The sequence below is a fragment of the Paenarthrobacter sp. AT5 genome (assembly GCF_032764245.1).
Classification (GTDB): domain Bacteria; phylum Actinomycetota; class Actinomycetes; order Actinomycetales; family Micrococcaceae; genus Arthrobacter; species Arthrobacter ureafaciens.
The window spans coordinates 120,947-137,395 of the sequence record NZ_CP136442.1; the positions used below are offsets into that span (position 1 = coordinate 120,947).

The 16,449-nt window shown below is 60.0% G+C and carries 11 protein-coding genes; 5 read left to right on the plus strand and 6 right to left on the minus strand.

What is annotated here, in order from left to right:
- Positions 1-93 precede the first annotated feature (93 nt).
- Together RI444_RS22370 and RI444_RS22375 are read left to right on the plus strand one after the other, a co-directional pair.
- On the plus strand, positions 94-1,593 hold the full coding sequence (locus tag RI444_RS22370; protein WP_243542962.1) for a DUF262 domain-containing protein: 1,500 nt from the start codon (positions 94-96) through the stop codon (positions 1,591-1,593).
- Complete coding sequence (locus RI444_RS22375) at positions 1,532-2,380, plus strand: hypothetical protein (RefSeq protein ID WP_316560313.1); 849 nt, start codon at positions 1,532-1,534, stop codon at positions 2,378-2,380. Before RI444_RS22370 ends, RI444_RS22375 begins: the two co-directional genes overlap by 62 nt.
- Before the next feature lie 91 nt (positions 2,381-2,471).
- Here RI444_RS22375 and RI444_RS22380 read toward each other — a convergent pair whose 3' ends face one another.
- From RI444_RS22380 to RI444_RS22405, 6 genes are all read right to left on the minus strand, one after another.
- Complete coding sequence (locus RI444_RS22380; protein WP_243542964.1) at positions 2,472-3,374, minus strand: hypothetical protein; 903 nt, start codon at positions 3,372-3,374, stop codon at positions 2,472-2,474.
- 672 nt (positions 3,375-4,046) lie between these two features.
- Positions 4,047-5,318 (minus strand): M20 family metallopeptidase, encoded by a 1,272-nt coding sequence (locus RI444_RS22385; RefSeq protein WP_243542965.1) that lies wholly within the window; start codon positions 5,316-5,318, stop codon positions 4,047-4,049.
- 148 nt (positions 5,319-5,466) lie between these two features.
- Positions 5,467-6,960 carry an aldehyde dehydrogenase family protein gene (locus tag RI444_RS22390; protein ID WP_243542966.1) on the minus strand — a complete coding sequence of 498 codons (1,494 nt, stop codon included), beginning with the start codon at positions 6,958-6,960 and terminating at the stop codon, positions 5,467-5,469.
- 56 nt (positions 6,961-7,016) lie between these two features.
- The gene (locus tag RI444_RS22395) at positions 7,017-8,123 is read right to left on the minus strand and encodes a Zn-dependent alcohol dehydrogenase (protein ID WP_243542967.1); all 1,107 of its coding nucleotides are present in this window, start codon (positions 8,121-8,123) and stop codon (positions 7,017-7,019) included.
- A 161-nt stretch (positions 8,124-8,284) separates the two neighbouring features.
- Positions 8,285-9,661 carry an aspartate aminotransferase family protein gene (locus RI444_RS22400; RefSeq protein WP_166186469.1) on the minus strand — a complete coding sequence of 459 codons (1,377 nt, stop codon included), beginning with the start codon at positions 9,659-9,661 and terminating at the stop codon, positions 8,285-8,287.
- A 140-nt stretch (positions 9,662-9,801) separates the two neighbouring features.
- Complete coding sequence (locus RI444_RS22405) at positions 9,802-11,322, minus strand: APC family permease (RefSeq protein WP_166186468.1); 1,521 nt, start codon at positions 11,320-11,322, stop codon at positions 9,802-9,804.
- A gap of 383 nt (positions 11,323-11,705) precedes the next feature.
- On the opposite strand from RI444_RS22405, the gene RI444_RS22410 reads away from it, so the two are divergent.
- From RI444_RS22410 to RI444_RS22420, 3 genes are all read left to right on the plus strand, one after another.
- Complete coding sequence (locus RI444_RS22410) at positions 11,706-13,079, plus strand: aldehyde dehydrogenase family protein (RefSeq protein WP_166186467.1); 1,374 nt, start codon at positions 11,706-11,708, stop codon at positions 13,077-13,079.
- A complete protein-coding gene (locus RI444_RS22415) occupies positions 13,069-14,775 on the plus strand; it encodes a sulfite reductase flavoprotein subunit alpha (RefSeq protein ID WP_166186466.1) in 1,707 nt (568 codons plus the stop codon). The genes RI444_RS22410 and RI444_RS22415 overlap by 11 nt, the downstream gene beginning before the upstream one ends.
- A 221-nt stretch (positions 14,776-14,996) precedes the next feature.
- Positions 14,997-16,442, plus strand: a complete 1,446-nt coding sequence (locus RI444_RS22420) for a glutamine synthetase family protein (protein ID WP_243542968.1) — start codon at positions 14,997-14,999, stop codon at positions 16,440-16,442.
- The last annotated feature ends 7 nt before the right edge of the window (positions 16,443-16,449 follow it).

Here is a 16,449-nt window from a genome sequence, read left to right on the forward strand (position 1 = left end):
TCAGGACCGAGCTTCGTATTTGCACGCAATTCTCTTAGCAGTTCAGCCGTATCTGAGACGAGACGCCGAGTACAACGAAGAGGAGTTTGTCGCGTGAGGGGACACAAGACGACGTTTGCCGGGATGTTCGGCCATGCAACGGGAGAAATGCCTGGCGTCGCGCGAATCGAAATTCCCCTCATCCAGCGAGACTATGCGCAAGGTAGACTTGGGCCCCTTGTCGAGGCGATTCGCCATGATTTCCTTGACGCCGTCATTGAGGCGGTTGACGGTGACGACCCACTGGATCTCGATTTCGTTTACGGCGAGATAGAGAACTCGACGCTCAAGCCGTTGGACGGTCAGCAGCGGCTTACCACGCTCTTCCTCCTTCACTGGTACGTAGCGGCGCGAACCGATCGGCTGGAGGATGCGGAAGGAATTCTTAAGCTGACGTATGCAACGCGTCCGACAGCGGAGCTGTTCTGTCGTCAATTGGTAAATCCGGAGCATTCACTGACCGACGACTTCGCCACACCATCTGAATGGATCACCAACCAGTCCTGGTATCTCCATGCATGGCGGCACGATCCGACAGTCCAAGCGATGCTCGTCATGTTGGACGCCATCCATGACCGTCTCGGCCAGGGGTATCTGGATCTCGAGAAGGTATGGTCGCGTCTGGTCGACAAGGACCGGCAGGTCGTTTCGTTTTACTTTCTCCCTATCGATGACATGCCGTCTGGGGATGAGCTGTACATCAAAATGAACTCGCGCGGGAAACCGCTGACTAACTTCGAAAACTTTAAGGCTCGATTCGAGAAGCTACTAGCCGACGGGACCGACGCGGAGAGGTTCGACCGCATCATCCACAAGATTGATGGCTCTTGGACTGACGTCTTGTGGCAGTTCGACGGCGGCGACGACATCATCGACGATGAATTTCTTCGATACTTCGAGTTCCTTGTCGAACTGTGCGAGTGGCGGGATGGTGAGACAATGCAAGGCGCGACCCTGCTTGAGCGCACGGAACGCGCTTTCGGATCCGCGAATCCACGCCGTGAACCAAATTTGGACTTCTTGGAACACGCGTTCGACACCTGGGTGGGTGTAGAAGACATCGGAGCTGTGTTCGCGAGCGTGTTCACCGAGTCTGATAACGCATACATGGCGGCCGATCAGGAAAAGATCCCACTGTTCGACACCACCGACATCAACTTGTTTGCGGCCTGTATACGTCGGTACGGCATGAAACGGGGGCGGAACCGTCAATTCTCTTTGGCGGAGACGCTTTTCCTTCTCGCAGTGCTTGTCCATCGGCAGTACCAGACGGAGGATTTCGCGAAGCGGATTCGCGTTCTGCGTAACCTCATCGACTTGGCTGATGATGAGGTCCGTGAAGCTCGAATGACTGACCTCGTTCTAGGTGTCGAGCTTTTAATCAAAGGCGGGCCGCTCGAGCAGCTTAGGGGCTTCAACCCGGATAGAGTTCGTGACGAGCAGGCAAAGCAAGCGTTTTACGGTACCGATGTCGAGATAGTGATCCAGCGTCTTGAAGACCATCCGCTTCTCCGCGGTCGATCTGGAACCCGCACTGCTTCCTGCGCGCGCTGATGCATTCGAACGTGTTACCGAAACGCCTGTGTGGGAATTCTTCGCTGCCGCACTGCTCGCTAAAGGCGACTATGGCTTCGACCTCGGCAACGGGCGAGTCAGACAATTCGGAACACGTACAGCGAAACAGGCGTCCCGATGGCGGGAAGTGTTCGCGCACTCGGGTCGTGGGAGAAATGCTGAACTGCGTTCTGCACTAGCTGCTCTGCTTGACGAAGTATCGGCCTCCCAAATGTCAACGCTCAGCAGCCTGAAGCGGGTCGCCGCTGATTTTGTTACTTCCCGTCGTGCATCGGGCAGGCTTGACTGGCGCTATTACATGGTCGCTTACCCAGAAATGCGTGAAGGCGACACCGGGATTTACTACGGCGAACACCGACCAACTCGAGGGATCTGGGGCTACTCGATGTGTATGCTCCGCACTGCCTCCCTGACGGGAAGCGCCAATTACCGTGACCCCTACCTATTGGCGATTTACCGTGCCAGCGGCGTCGAGGATCAGCTTATTGATCCCTGGTTCAAAGGTTACGAGACTGAGCCGCGGTGGCTGCAGCTCTCGCGGAGCGGTGGTGGCATCCGATGTGTCGAAGAAGGGTTTCAACTTGCAGCACCCCAGGACGCCGACGCCTCGAACCGCTTTCACGCTATTTGCCGGGAACACGGCGCAACAGATGAGGGGTTCCTCCCCATCCGCCAAATCGAGGTAGAGGGAGAACGGATCGACGGGCAGGATCGGATCGTCTTGGGTGCCGCGCTCATGCGGTCATTGGTCGGAGCGGGATTCTGAGCCCATGCCCGCCAAAATCGCCCATGCATTTGTTTGGAACCTGAGAGTTTATCTCCAACTATGTGATTTGACCTAGAATCGTCGGACCTCGTTAGCGCCGCCGAGGGAGTAATCGCGCTACTAAGGGCGTGCTGGGCGTCTCATCAATGGATCCATAGATGAAACAGCAGACACCGAGTGCCCGAGGGGGAGTGATCCGGACGCCGATGTGTCCCGTTGCTAATGGTGTGTACAGCGATCCAGCTAGAAGGTTAGAAGACGTAGTCACGAAAACCGCCAGCACATGCTCCTCGCCGCCGGAAGCCTCACACTCTGGTCCCACCGAACGTCCCAACAGCCGTTTATCCGCCCGCCCCGGGCGGGCTCGTGTGATATCCACGTTCCCCGTCCAGGTGTCGGTGGTCGCCATGTACTTCATGTAGCACGCATAGCGGTACCGGACCGTGGAGCCGAGGTCGTTCTGGGCCTCGACGAACCCGGTTGTGGTCCAGTCCCTTCCCGAGCCGGTGGTCTTCTCGCCACTGAACGCGGCCTTCGATGGCACCGTGAGCTGACCCATCACGCGGTCCAAGCAGTAGTAGGTCGCCTCGGATTGGCTGGGCAGGCGTTTGGCGTTTTCGTTGGCGATGTTGCCGAATACGACAAACAGCAGGACGGCAATGCCGATCCCGACGAAGGCCAGCCACTTACGGGGGATCCGCTTGGCCGGGTCCACCGGGGCGATGGCCTCCTCCCATCTCCGAATGGACCCATCCTGGTATCTGGGGGGCTCCTGCCATTCCCCGGTGCGCTTGTGGTGGGCGGCCTTGATAAACCTGTCGATAACTTCGTGGTCCCTATGGTCGAAGACATCATGGCTCGAGGGCACCCGCTCGCGGTGAACAATCTCGCCCTTGTCGTCGTGAATCCGCATCTGACGCTCGTTCGGTTGCCCAAGGCCGAGTGGCCCGGGCGAACCACGCTTCCCAAGAACGACAACGTTCCTGTACTCCATGATTCCCCCTGAGGATGCGAGCCATTGATAGTTCGATCATAGGTTTCGGGAGTCACTAGCCTCGAGATTTCATCAGGGGGTGTGACCGGGGTGCGTAACTTGATAAAGGATCCATTGATGGGACGGCTCATCTGAGGGTGGAGGCCATTCGCGTGGCTGGCCGTTTGGGGCCAGCCGCGTCCAAGCAAAGCGTCTCACTTCGTCAGTCTCGACAAGGCTGGGATTGTTCCTTTGATGAGGGCCAGAGTCACGCGCTGCCGTGAGCCGATAAGCGAACACATGTCGCGCGCTACATCAGTAGCGCTAAGGTGTCAGGTTGTGTTCTCAGGCTTCCCTGAGCATCTGTCAGTGACAGGGGATTTGGGCTCTACTCTGACGCTTCCCGGCCACCTGGCTGACGTCAGGTTGGGGTGTAGCTGAACCTGAAGTTCGGCGTGTCCGCCTGCAAGGTCTTTTCATCGCGTCGCGTTAGGCCAGTTGTGTGGAAGTGATTCCCAAGGTTCAGACAGCAAAGGGACTGCACTCACCCCCGGCGATCCGTCCTGATGTTCTTTTGCAGCACTTCGTCTGGCAGTCAGTCACTGCAGGGCTATCCCGTTCCCAACACTTGTAAAGCCCGTCCTGCTTCAATGAGGCGCAGGCGGCCCGAGAAGCTACAAGCTGCACCCGACGCTACCCTATGACCCCGAGCTCCTCGAGCTTTGCAAGCGCCACGCCGGCAAGGAATTGTGCGTGGTCGACCAGGACACCGTCGTCAAACACTGCCCGGGGCGAGTGCATGGGCGCCCACTCTGTGGGGTCAATATCCGGAGACCCTGCTCCGAGGTGCCCGTATGCTCCGGGGACCTCCACAAGGACTCGGGAGAAATCGTCAGAGCCGGTCCTAGGGGACGGACTCTGTACAAACCGCTGCTCTCCAAAGAAAGTGCGTGCAATCTTGCCCCAGAGTTCCGCGTCACTGTCGTGATTAACGGTCGGCGGCATTATTGGAGTGAACGTTGCCTCGGCTGTCAATCGATGAGCTGCCGCAAGTTGGCGGATAAGATCCGGCAACTCCTGTGCGAGCCGCGCTTCCACACTTTGGCTGAAAGACCGGACGCTGGCTCTGAATTCGGCCGATTCAGGTATGACATTAGAGGCGGAACCGCCATGGAATTGACCCACGGACAGTACAACGGGATCAAAAACGTTGAATCGCCGCGTGATGTAGGTCTGTAGCGCGCCCAGCATTTCGGCAGCAACCTGGATGGGGTCCAGAGCCTGGAAAGGACGAGAACCATGCCCTCCACGCCCGATAACTTTGACAGCCAGCTCGCCAAAGGCAGCCATGTAGGAGCCGGCACGGGTTGTGAACACGCCTGACGGGACGTCCGAAACGACATGCAGGGCGTAGGCCGCATCCGGTCCCCTGCCTGCTGCGCCAAGAACGCCTTCCTCCAGCATTATGCGCGCTCCGTCATGCCCTTCTTCCCCCGGTTGGAACATGAAAATGACGTCACCCGTCAGGCTCTCACGTACGGACGAGAGCAAGCGGGCAGCACCAATCAAGCCTGCCGTATGCAGGTCGTGGCCGCAGGCATGCATCGCTCCATTGGTCGAGGCAAAGGGCAATCCCGTCTTTTCTGCGACGGGAAGTGCGTCCATGTCACCTCTGAGCAGTACAGCTGGGCGGGCCCCGAGGGGGGCCCCGGTGGCACCTCCCCGTAATACCGCAACCACGGAGGAGGCTGCTTCTCCGAGGGTTACTTCGAGGTCGAGAGCATTGAGCGCTTCAAGGACCCGGGCCTGGGTGCGGGGCAGGTGCAGGCCAACCTCAGGGTCTGCATGCATTTCCCTGCGGAAATCAACCAAGTCGCTTCCGAAAGAAGGGATCACTGCTGTTGCGCCCTCAAGGAAACTCAGCGATGAAAAACGCCCCGCATCTGTCGTTGAAGTATCTGTCATTAAAGGACTCTCTCGTGTCGACCGTCCCCGACTCGCTCACATTCCTGAAGTCTGGGAAGACCCGCTTCTTGGCTGCGGGTCGCGGTTCCGGATTCTTTTGCTGGAAGCCCCGCCGGGGCTGGCTTTTGCTTGCTGGGGTCGGAAGCCTTTAGAGCGGGAGGTTTGCTTTGTCCACGCCAACGACCCGGTCGCCGGTGAAAAAGCGCACACCGTACTGGGAACCATGGCCTCCAATACCGCTGCTACCCCAGAAGCTTTGGCGGGAATTGCCGGCCAAGTCGCTCATGAAGGTGCCGTTGATGCGGACCTCACCGGCACGAATACGGGAGGCCACTTGCACCGCCCTAGATTCGTTGCCACCGAACACATAGCCGTCCAGACCGGTTGCGGGACCGTTTGCGTGGCTAAGGGCCTCCTCCACCGAGTGCACGGGATGTACGGTTACCAGCGGCCCGAAAAGCTCCTCCGTTGCAGCCTCGGCGGCACATCCGACGATCATCCCCGGGGCCATGAACCAGCCGTCAAGGTCGGGCAACTCGCAGCCAGTTACGAGCTTTCCCCCCAGCTCGAGGAGCCGATGCACTGAGGCTTTCAAACCATCACGCTGCCGCTGGAATGCCAAGGGGCCCACTTGCGTCGACTCATCCAAAGCGTTTCCGACCCGAAGCTTACTCAGTTCGGACCTCATAGCTTCAACGAAACTGTCGTGAATCGACTCGTCCACCAATATCTTGCCGGGCGCCTCACACCACTGGCCGTTGAGACGGGTCATGCCCTGCACGATGGACTGTGCCGCTGAGATGACATCGGCATCCTCCAGAATGATCACGGGATTGTTGGATCCGAGTTCCATCTGCATAACCGCCAGATTCGATGCCGCGGCCTGCGCGACTGTGCGGCCTGCGGAATCGCCACCAGTGAAGGAAAGAGCTTCGATCCGGGGGTCCGATGTCAGCAGTGCTCCTGTCTCCGAATTGCCATGAACGAGCTGAAACGCGGCGCTCGGGTAGTTCAGTTCCGTCATGGCAGACACGATCGCCTCGGCGAAGAGCTGGCAACCGCTGGGCGCGTTCTCGGAGGGTTTGAGGATGACGGGGCAACCGGCCGCCATGGCTGCGGCCACCTTGCCGACCACGGTGAACGTTGGGGCATTCCAAGGACCGACGATGAGGGCCGGGCCGAGGGGCTTGCGCAGGATGACCACAGACCTGTCATGGTCAAGTGTCTCCGATTCCCCAAGCTGTTCCGCTTCAGCAATAGTTCCACGGACTCTGTCTCCCAGTGCACCGGCAATCAGGCGGGTGGTCCGGATAGGGACTCCGGTGTTGATGCTGTCCTGGAGCGCGATTTCTTCGCTCTGGGCATCGAGAGTTGCAGCTACCTTCGTCAGGAGCTCAAGACGGTCCCGGAGTTTGATGTCTTCAAGCTTCCAGGACCTGTGCAGTGTCGCCGCTGCGGCGAGGGCGCGCTCAACATCAGTGTCGGCAGTCTTGCGCATCGGCTGCCGGGGTTCGCCGGTATTCGGGTCGGTGAGGTAGCGGTCCACTTCCTCGAGCTGCAGCCAGGTGCCATCGACAAAGGAGCGTTGCTCGACAAGGTCGGGGGCGATATCAGTCAGTTGTGCTAGTCCTTCAGCAGTCATTTTGGCTGGCTCCTCTGGTTTTCGTTTGTGATCCACGGGTGGTCCGGGTCAGAGTTTTAGTCGGTCATGGTCAGCACAACGCGGATGGTTGACGCTTCCGCCATCGATTCGAATCCCTCGTTGATGCGTTCGAAGGGGAGTTGCTTTGTAACCATTGCATCGAGGTCCAGCCGGTTGTTCAGGTAGTGGTCCGTGAACATGTCGACATCACTGAGGAACCGGTTCGCCCCCATGTAGGCGCCTTGCAGGTGTCGGTCTCCGTAGACGAGAGCATCCGCGGGGATCCGCAGTTCCGACCCAGTGGGCATGAGACCGAGAATGGTCGCGGTTCCGCCCGGGCTCAGGAGCGAAAAGGCGAGTTCGGCGGTCTGGCTGCGGCCCACCGCCTCGATTGCATGGCTAACACCTTGGGAAAGAAGCGACCGGACCTGGCTGAGTGTTTCCCTCGGATCAGGGGAGGCGGCAACAGTGTCCGTGGCGCCGAAGTTGCGGGCAAGTTCCAGCTTCGCCGGCGCGGCGTCGATAGCAATGATTCGTCGTGCGCCCGCCAACCTGGCACCTTGAATGGCCGCTATTCCGACACCGCCGCAACCGATCACGGCAACGGTGTCCTCTGGGCCTACCTTTGCGCCGTGAATGACCGCGCCGACTCCTGTGCTGATGCAGCAACCGAGAAGACATGCAACGTGGGCAGGCAGATCCGAACCAACGACTGCGACCGATGCCTCTTTCACGAGGAAGGCCTCTGCAAAGGCGCCGATACCACCGAGCGACTCAACGCTTGATCCATCAGGTGAAAGGAGCCTGGGCCGGGGCCGCTCACGCATCGAGTCGACTCGTTCGCACTGGGTCGGGCGCCCGCTGATGCAGCTGCGGCATGCCCCACAGGATGGCGTGACTGTTGCGACGACCCGGTCACCCGTCTTGACTCTCGTTACGGCGGAGCCGACGCGCTCGATAACGCCTGCGACTTCATGTCCGAGGACAGCCGGCAGGGAGATATCGAGTGAGCCTTTCAGGTAGTGCAGATCGCTATGGCAAAGACCCACGCGCTCGGTCCGGATGAGGACTTCATGGTCCTCCGGATCATCCAGCAGGAGCTCGCGGATCTGGAGAGGGGTTCCGGGCTTTTCCAGCACGGCGGCAAGAATCGGTGTAGTCATTTGGCTTCCTTGATGGTTGAGGCCCTTGGAGACGGTCGCTGCGACCATCTTCAGCCTTGGCTGAGTTTCAACTGTGTGTGGAGGGAACAGCCTCTACGACCACTATGTGCAAGGTGACCACCCCAGCCCATGAGGACCAGCAGGCTGGCCGGGATAAGAAGTCACTGTCCGATTCCGACGCGGGATCCGCTCCTGTTTCCAGCCACAGCCGACCACCTCCTAACGTGACGTTCCATGGCACGGAGGGCTTCCTCCAGCTTCGTTAGCAGTATTCGGGTCTCTTCCTCGGTGATCACCAAGGGCGGCGACAGTATCGCGGCGTTGTTCAGCGGAGCGATCCCGGCAGGATAGACAATGAGTCCTTGGGCCAGGCATTCCTGCACAAAGGTGGTGGCCGCTCCAAAGGCAGGATCGGGAGCCTCCCTGCTTTCCTGGTCCATAATGAACTCGAAGCCCCACAGCAGGCCGCGGCCCCGGACATCTGCCATACAGGGGTACCTTGCTGCCAGAGATAGCAGGCCGGCTTCCAGCTGCTTCCCACGCCGCCGAACGTTAGCGAGGACGTCCCTGCCTTCCATGAAGTCCAGGACCGCAAGACATGTGGCTGCCCCCAGGGGGTTCCCTGAAAAGGTGTGCCCGAACGGTGCGACGCCGCTGCCCTCCCTGAGCGCCTCGACAACATGGCTTCGCAGCAGGATGCCGGCAACAGGGTAATAACCGGCACTCAGTCCTTTGCCGATAAGAAGAAGGTCCGGCACGACGTTCTCGTGGGAACTCGCGAACCAGTCGCCCGTCCGCCCGATTCCCGTGATGACCTCATCAATGATCAGCAGCACGTTCAACCGGTCACAGATTTCGCGCAGTCGGGAGAGGTAGCCGGCCGGAGGTATCAGCACTCCGCCGGCGGCTCCTACGATTGGTTCGACGATGACTGCTGCAACCGTGTCAGGGTCCTCATCCCGAATGGCATCTTCGAAGGCTGTCGCAGCCCGCTGCGCGTATGCTTCTTCGGTTTCACCCGGCTGCCCGAAGCGATATGCGTAGGCGGGCGGGGCGAAGGAGAATGCATGCAATAAGGGCCCGTAGTCGGGGCGGCGCGCTGCGTGTCCGGACATGGAGAGGGCCCCCATGGTCATGCCGTGGTAGCTAATGTTCCTGCCGAGGACTTTGACTTTGCCAAGGATGCCTCTGTCCCGCCAGTAGCTGACCGCTGTCCGAATGGCGAACTCGGACGCCTCTGATCCACTGTTGACGAAGAAGGCCCAGTCAAGGTCGCCGGGGGCGAGGTCGGTGAGACGCCGCGCCAGGGCCTCTGCGGGCAGATTGGTGAACTGCGTCCGGTAAGTAAAGGCCACACGACGGCACTGCTTTTCCATCGCCTCTGCGACGTCTTCCACCCCGTGGCCGATGTTCGCAGTCATGGCTCCGCTGCAACCGTCCAGGTACTGCCGGCCGTCTGAGTCATACAAGTAGATTCCCTTGCCATGCGTAACTACCGGGTACGTCTTGTCAATGGTCTGCTTCAACAGATCGCTCATGGATATGGAAAACTCCTTTAGGGGTTTGGCAGTCTTTGCTGGCACTCCCATGTCGGCTTCAATGAGACAGACACGGCGGCAGAGCCTCCGATGCCTGCGTCGTCATTGGTGACATCACACGCACCGGAGGCGGGATGTGTTCAGCTCTTATTCCGCGGTGGCGGGGTTCCGGCTTTCTGCCGGTCGCGCTCTTGGCCGACGACGGCCGGCAGAAGCGCGGCGTAGGCATCAGGCCGCCTCGAACGCATCACCAGGGCGGTCACCAAACCTCCGGCAAACAGGGCTCCCATCACCGACAGCAGGATGCCTGCAGCGAGGTCACCGCCGACAAGTAGACCGAAGTTCTGCAGGACCAGGAAGACGATCCCACCGAGACCGGTCACCGCAAGAGCCGGGGCGAACAGCGTGGCCCAAAGCTTTCCTGTTGCCTTCCTCCTGAAGAACACCAGCACGGAAAATGACGTAAGAGCCATCAAAACCACCACGCCAAGTGTTGCTGAACCCGAGAACCAGGTGTAGGCCTCCGTCACCGGGTCAAGCCCAATCAGCGCCTCGACCCCAAGCAGGGCAATCGCCACGATCGAAACGGTTAAGGAGGCCTTTGACGGAGCGCGGTGGCGAGGATGGACGGTGCCAAGCCCTGCCGGCAGCACACCCTGCGATCCCAAGGTGAACAGGTAGCGGGTGAGTACGTTCTGGAACGTCAGAATGCACGCGAAGAGGCTGCTGATCAGGAAAACCTGAAGAAGCGTGGCAAGGATAGGCGAGACGTACTTGCCAGCCAGACCGACCACGATGCTGGTTGGATCGTCCGTTGCCACTTCGACGATCTGGCTGTCGCCAATGCCCGCCTGCATGGCCCATGCGGTGAAGGTGTAAAAAATGCCGACACCGAGGACAGCGATGTACGTTGCACGGGGAATGGTCCGGTCGGGGTCCCGCGCTTCGTTACGGAAAACAGCGGTCGCTTCAAAGCCGATAAATGAGAAGAAAGCAAACATTACGCCCAGCGGGGGTACACCTTCACCCAGGCGCGCGGGCGACAGCGAGTCGGCGCTCAACCCCTCTGCACCGCCATGCACCACCACACCAATATTTACTGCCAGCAGAACGACCGTTTCGATGACCAGAACCACGCCCAGCACCTTGGCGGAGAGCTCCACATCCCGGTAAGCAAGGGCACCGCAGATTGCCATCAGCACCAAACTGCACAGCCACCAGGGAAGATCCGGACCACCCAGATCACGGACAGTGGTCTGGGCCGCCGATCCCAGGTACGAACACAGCGCGAGAAACAGCAGCAGGTACGTGCCCAGGGCAAAGGTTGATGCACCGAGCCCCATGCCGCGGCCGAGACCCGTCTGAATGTACGAGTAGAAGGCCCCCGCGTTCTTCACATGGGGTGTCATTCGCGTGAAACCCACGGCGAACAAAAACAGGATCGCTGTTGCGATCAGGAAAAACAGCGGGCCGCCGGTTCCTTCCGAGGCAGACACCACCACAGGCCAGCCCGCCACGACAGCTGTCATCGGTGCGGCACCCGCGATGACCATGAATACGATGGACCCGACGCCGAGCCCGCGGCCCAGTAGTTTATCCGGGCTCAGGATTCCATTTGGTCCCGCATCCACCGGCTCAAATTCAACATTTTTAGTTGCCAATTCGTCCCTCCCGGACGTTAGAAGCTAGTTACCCGCGATGCTTTCGTCAGGGCAGGAAATGAGCAGCATCGCTAAGGTCCACTTTCAGGTCGTGGCCCCCTTGCCACACCTTCTGTGAACTGCGTTACAGCCTAGAGTTCCGCATGATCCGCCCTTGTGTCAGCCCTGCACACTATCTCCATTACGAATGGTCGCAATGCACAATTCCCGCGCGGATCCTGACGGTGTGCAGATTGCACATGCCTCTCCTCGATGTGGTGCCCGTCGCACTCGCTCATCTGATCGAATGCCCGGCATGCTCGGTAACAACGGAGCTTCCCAGACTTCACATAGGAACTAGGAATCTTCCGACGAAGACCACTCTCCTGAAGGAGCACCCGAGTATGAGCAGCACCATTTCCGTTTATAACCCCGCCACAGAGGAACTGATCGGCGAAGTGCCCTCGCACGACCTGGCAGAAGTCGACGCCGCCGTCGAACGTGCCCGAAAGGCACAAAGCATCTGGGCGCGGAAGCCTATCGCCCAGCGCCGTGATGCCCTCTGGGCCATCGCGGACGCTGTCATCGCCCACAGCGATGAGCTGGCTTTGCTCGAGTCGACCGACGTCGGCAAACCGCTTGCCGCCGCCCGGCAGGAAGTGCTCGGAGTAGCCGAGTGCTTCAAGTACTACGCGGGCATTATCGACAAGATCCTCGGCGACACCATTCCCGTCGATGGTGGCATCAGCATGACCTTCCGCGAGCCGATGGGGGTCGTAGCCGTGATCTCCCCGTGGAACTTCCCTCTGCCGATCGCGTCATGGGGTATCGCCCCCGCCCTGGCTTGCGGCAACGCCGTCATCGTCAAACCGGCGGCCCTGACCCCGCTGTCCACTGTCCGTCTCGGCCAAATCGTGAACGAACTGGGTATTGTCGGCGACGCGTTGCAGGTTCTCACCGGCTCCGGGGCACGCGTCGGTAACGCCCTTGCCGAACACCCCGGCGTTAACAAGGTGAGTTTCACCGGTTCCACCGAAACCGGCCGGTCGATTATCCAGGCCGCGTCGAAGACGATGAAACGGGTCACACTCGAACTGGGCGGCAAGTCCGCCAGCATCGTGTACAACGACGTTGACCTTGCCAAGTGCGTCCAGGCGGCGCCTATGTCCGTCTTCGATAACACCGGTCAGGACTGCTGCGCCCGCAGCCGTTTTCTCGTGCAGCGGGGGGTCTTCGACGAGTTCGTTGAAGGGTTCATCGAATCGACCCGCGCCCTGAAGATCGGTAACCCGCTCGATGCCACAACAAATCTCGGCCCCTTGGTATCGGCCAGCCACCGCGAATCCGTGTCCAGCTTCCTCGGTGATGGACTGAACGTTGTCACCGCGGGCGAGGCACCGGAGGGTCCCGGCTTCTGGATGGCACCGCGGATCGTCATTGCGCCGGACCCCAAGAGCCGGGTGGCAACTGATGAGATCTTCGGCCCCATCGCCTCGGTCATCCCCTTTGACACCGAGGAAGAAGCCATCGCACTGGCAAACAGCTCCATCTACGGGCTCAGCGGCTCCATCTGGACCAACGATGTAGGCCAGGCACTCAGGACAGCACGGGGAGTGGAGTCCGGGGCTCTATCCGTCAACTCCAACTCTTCGATCCGGATGCAAACGCCCTTCGGCGGCTTCAAGCAGTCCGGCATCGGCCGCGGACTGGGCCAGGCGGCCATCGAGGCCTACACCGAACTCAAAACTGTCTTTGTGAGGACTGATCGTGACAACTGAGACAGGGGAACTGGTACGCACCGACCAGGGCATCTCTTCCGAAGTTTCCGGTGCAACAGACACCGCGGTCCAGACCCTGAGCGTGCTTTACGGCAGCCAGACCGGAAACGCAGAATTCCTTGCGTCCAACATCGCCGACAAAGCAAACGCGCAGGGCTATGCAGCCGAGCTCATGAGCCTGGACATGCTGACCCCGGAAGATGCAGCACGCAAGGACCGGCTGCTGATCGTTACCTCCACACACGACAATGGCCATATGCCGGACAACGCGCAGCCGTTTTGGGATCGGCTCCAAACTGCCGGTGATGGCCTGTTCAAGGATGTTCCCTTCGCAGTCCTCGCCATTGGCGACTCCATGTACGAAGACTTCTGCAAGGCCGGAATCGACCTTGACACACGTCTTGGCGAACTCGGCGGCAAGCGCATCATTGACCGCCTCGACTGCGATGTCGACTATGACCTGACGTCGGGCAAGTGGATCAAGGGCATGCTTGAGACCTTCAAAACAATTGTTCCCAGGAAGCCAGGCAAAACCCCGGAAAGCTCCTCCGGCCCGGAGACAAGGCCCACTGAGCAGCCGAAAACGACGCGCCGGGGACCTGATACGGCCACTGTCGCCGAGGCCCGCCTCCTGAGCGCTCCGGAGTCCGAAAAAGAGGTCTGGCACTATGAGCTGGAGGTCAGCGGCGACAGCCGCAACTACCGGCCGGGTGACTCACTCGCCATAATCCCGGCCAACTCCGCCGAGCTCGTCGATGACTTCCTCGCATTCCTGGGCCTCGAGGGAGTTGAGGTGTTCGGTGACGACGGCAAGACAGTACGCGAGTCCCTTCAAAACGACTATGAGCTCCGGCTGCCTCATCTGGGCATCGTGGCCTGGCTGGTTGAAGACCTCGCGCCCGATCATCCCGTGCGGAACCTCGTCGAGTCCGGTGACCGGAATGCGCTGGAGGACTGGATGTGGGGACGGGACATGCTGGACGTCCTGCAGGAAACGAGATCGACAGATGTTGATCCGCAAGAGTTCATCTCAATGCTGCGGCCTTTGCAGCACCGGTCTTACTCCATCGCATCCAGCCCCCTTGCTGACGGTGACCGTGTCCACTTGACGGTCTCTTCCGTGCGGTATGAGGCTGCCGGTCGCCGGCATACGGGCGCTTGCAGCGGTTTCCTCCAGTCCGCCGCGCGGACCAAGACGGCCATGAAAGTGTTCCCACTGCCGGCCCACGAGTTCCACCTGCCCGACGACAGCTCAGCTGATGTGATCATGATCGGGCCGGGCGTCGGAATTGCCCCGTTCCGGGGCTTCCTTCGTGAGCGTGAAGTCTCACAGGCCCGGGGACGAAACTGGCTGCTCTTCGGGGACCGCCATGAGAAGCCGTCCTGGCTCTATCAGGATGAAATGGAAGAACTGCAGACCAGTGGAGTGCTGGACCGGATTAGCCTGGCTTTCTCCCGGGATCAACTGGGCAAGGTCTACGTTCAGGACCGGATCCGCGAAGAAGGCAAGGACGTTTTTGCATGGCTGTCGGGCGGAGCTTCGGTCTACGTGTGCGGCGGCAAACAGATAGCACCTGACATCGACGAAGCCCTGCTGGCGGTGCTGATCAGCCACGGTGCAATGACGCCCGAAAGGGCTTACGACTACCTGCAGTCCATGAAAGGCGAAGGACGTTACGTCAAGGACGTCTACTAAGCTCCCCACCCCTACCCGGTTCCATGGATTTTCGTGCCCTTGGAATCGGGCAGGAACACAGCAAAGCCTTGGCCTGAGTGCAGGGACGCGGTCTTGAATGTGACGTGTCTTACCGGATGCATGTAGGTGGGAATCATGATGTGCACCTTGCACATACGCCCGCGAGACCACGCATTTAGTGTCTTTGGTAACCGATATCAATGAGGATAAAGAGGTACACAGTGAATCCCATCACACAGGTCCCGGAGGACCTCCAAGAACTCGAGGCAATCGACATGCAGGATAAGACCGCCGCAGCGTCAGCCCACGACGAACTGGAAAAGTTCGTCTCCGAGAACGACATCAAAACCTTCAAAGTTGGCGTCGTGGACCTGGACGGTGTGTGGCGCGGTAAGCGCATCCCCGCCCGGTACTTCCTAGAAAGTGTCGCCGAGCACGGCACAAACATCTGCAACATCATCTTCGGCTGGGACATCCAGGATGAGATCATTTCTGATCTCAGCTACACCGGGTGGGACTCGGGCTACCCTGACGTGACCCTGCTGCCGGATCTCAACACCCTGAAGGTCGTTCCGGGGGAACCTGGGGTCGCATCCGTCATTTGCGATACCTACGAAATATCAGGCGAGCCGGCGGCAATCTGTCCCCGGAGTATTCTCAAGCGGGTCGTGAAGAAGGCCGAAGACCTCGGTTACTCCCCGGTCTGCGCCTACGAGTTCGAGTTTTACCTGTTCAAGGGGACTCCAACCGAGCTGGCTGCCAACGGCTGGCGCGACCTGACCCCGATCACGGCGGGCAGCCACACCTACAGCCTCGTCAGGGACACAGGCACCGAGTTCCTCATCGGCGAGATCCGCCGCCGCCTGTCAGAGCAGGGCATTTTCATCGAGGCCAGCAACAGTGAAAACGGTCCGGGCCAGTTCGAAATGAACATCCACTACTCGGATGCTCTCGCAGCCGCAGACAACGCCCTCCGGCTTAAGGCCACCGTCAAGGAGGTCGCAGCCGAAGCCGGCTACACGGCATCGTTCATGGCCAAGATCAACCCGGACTGGGCCGGCTCCTCGGGGCACATGCACCAGAGCCTCTGGGATCCGGAATCCGGCAAGTCAGCCTTCGCCAATGCCGAGGAGCCCGGTGAGCTGAGCGCCATCGGGTACAACTACCTGGCGGGCGTGGTCGAGACGGCGCCGGAGCTCACCGCCCTCTACCTGCCCACCATCAACTCCTACAAGCGGACCGAAGGCGGGCAGTGGGCCGGATCCAGTGCCACCTGGGGCTTGGACAACCGTACCGTCGCCATCAGGTCCATCCCGTCGAAAAGCAGTGCTGCGCGCATCGAAAACCGGGTACCTGGCGCTGACGCCAATCCTTACCTGGTCATCGCCGCCAGCATCGCCGCCGGCCTGCACGGGGTGGACACAAAGATGACCGCTCCCAAGCGGGTGGTAGGCAACGCTTACGCCCTGGAGGAGGGACACCAGGTAAAGGAGCTCCCCGCAACACTCGACCAGGCCATCGAACAGTTCGAGAAGAGCGAGGTCGCCAAGGAGTACTTCGGTGAAACCTTCGTCACGCATTACGTCCAGACGAGGCGCTGGGAGCTCCGCAAGCTTCAGACCAGTGTCACCGACTTCGAAATCGCACGTTACCTGGAACGAATCTAGCGCCCAG

Coding starts and splice junctions, on each gene's coding strand:
- RI444_RS22390 (WP_243542966.1), bottom strand. CDS start 6,960: ATGACTGCTGAAGGACTAGCACAACTGACTGATATCGCCCCCGACCTT.
- RI444_RS22380 (WP_243542964.1), bottom strand. CDS start 3,374: ATGGAGTACAGGAACGTTGTCGTTCTTGGGAAGCGTGGTTCGCCCGGG.
- RI444_RS22395 (WP_243542967.1), bottom strand. CDS start 8,123: ATGACTACACCGATTCTTGCCGCCGTGCTGGAAAAGCCCGGAACCCCT.
- RI444_RS22410 (WP_166186467.1), top strand. CDS start 11,706: ATGAGCAGCACCATTTCCGTTTATAACCCCGCCACAGAGGAACTGATC.
- RI444_RS22400 (WP_166186469.1), bottom strand. CDS start 9,661: ATGAGCGATCTGTTGAAGCAGACCATTGACAAGACGTACCCGGTAGTT.
- RI444_RS22385 (WP_243542965.1), bottom strand. CDS start 5,318: ATGACAGATACTTCAACGACAGATGCGGGGCGTTTTTCATCGCTGAGT.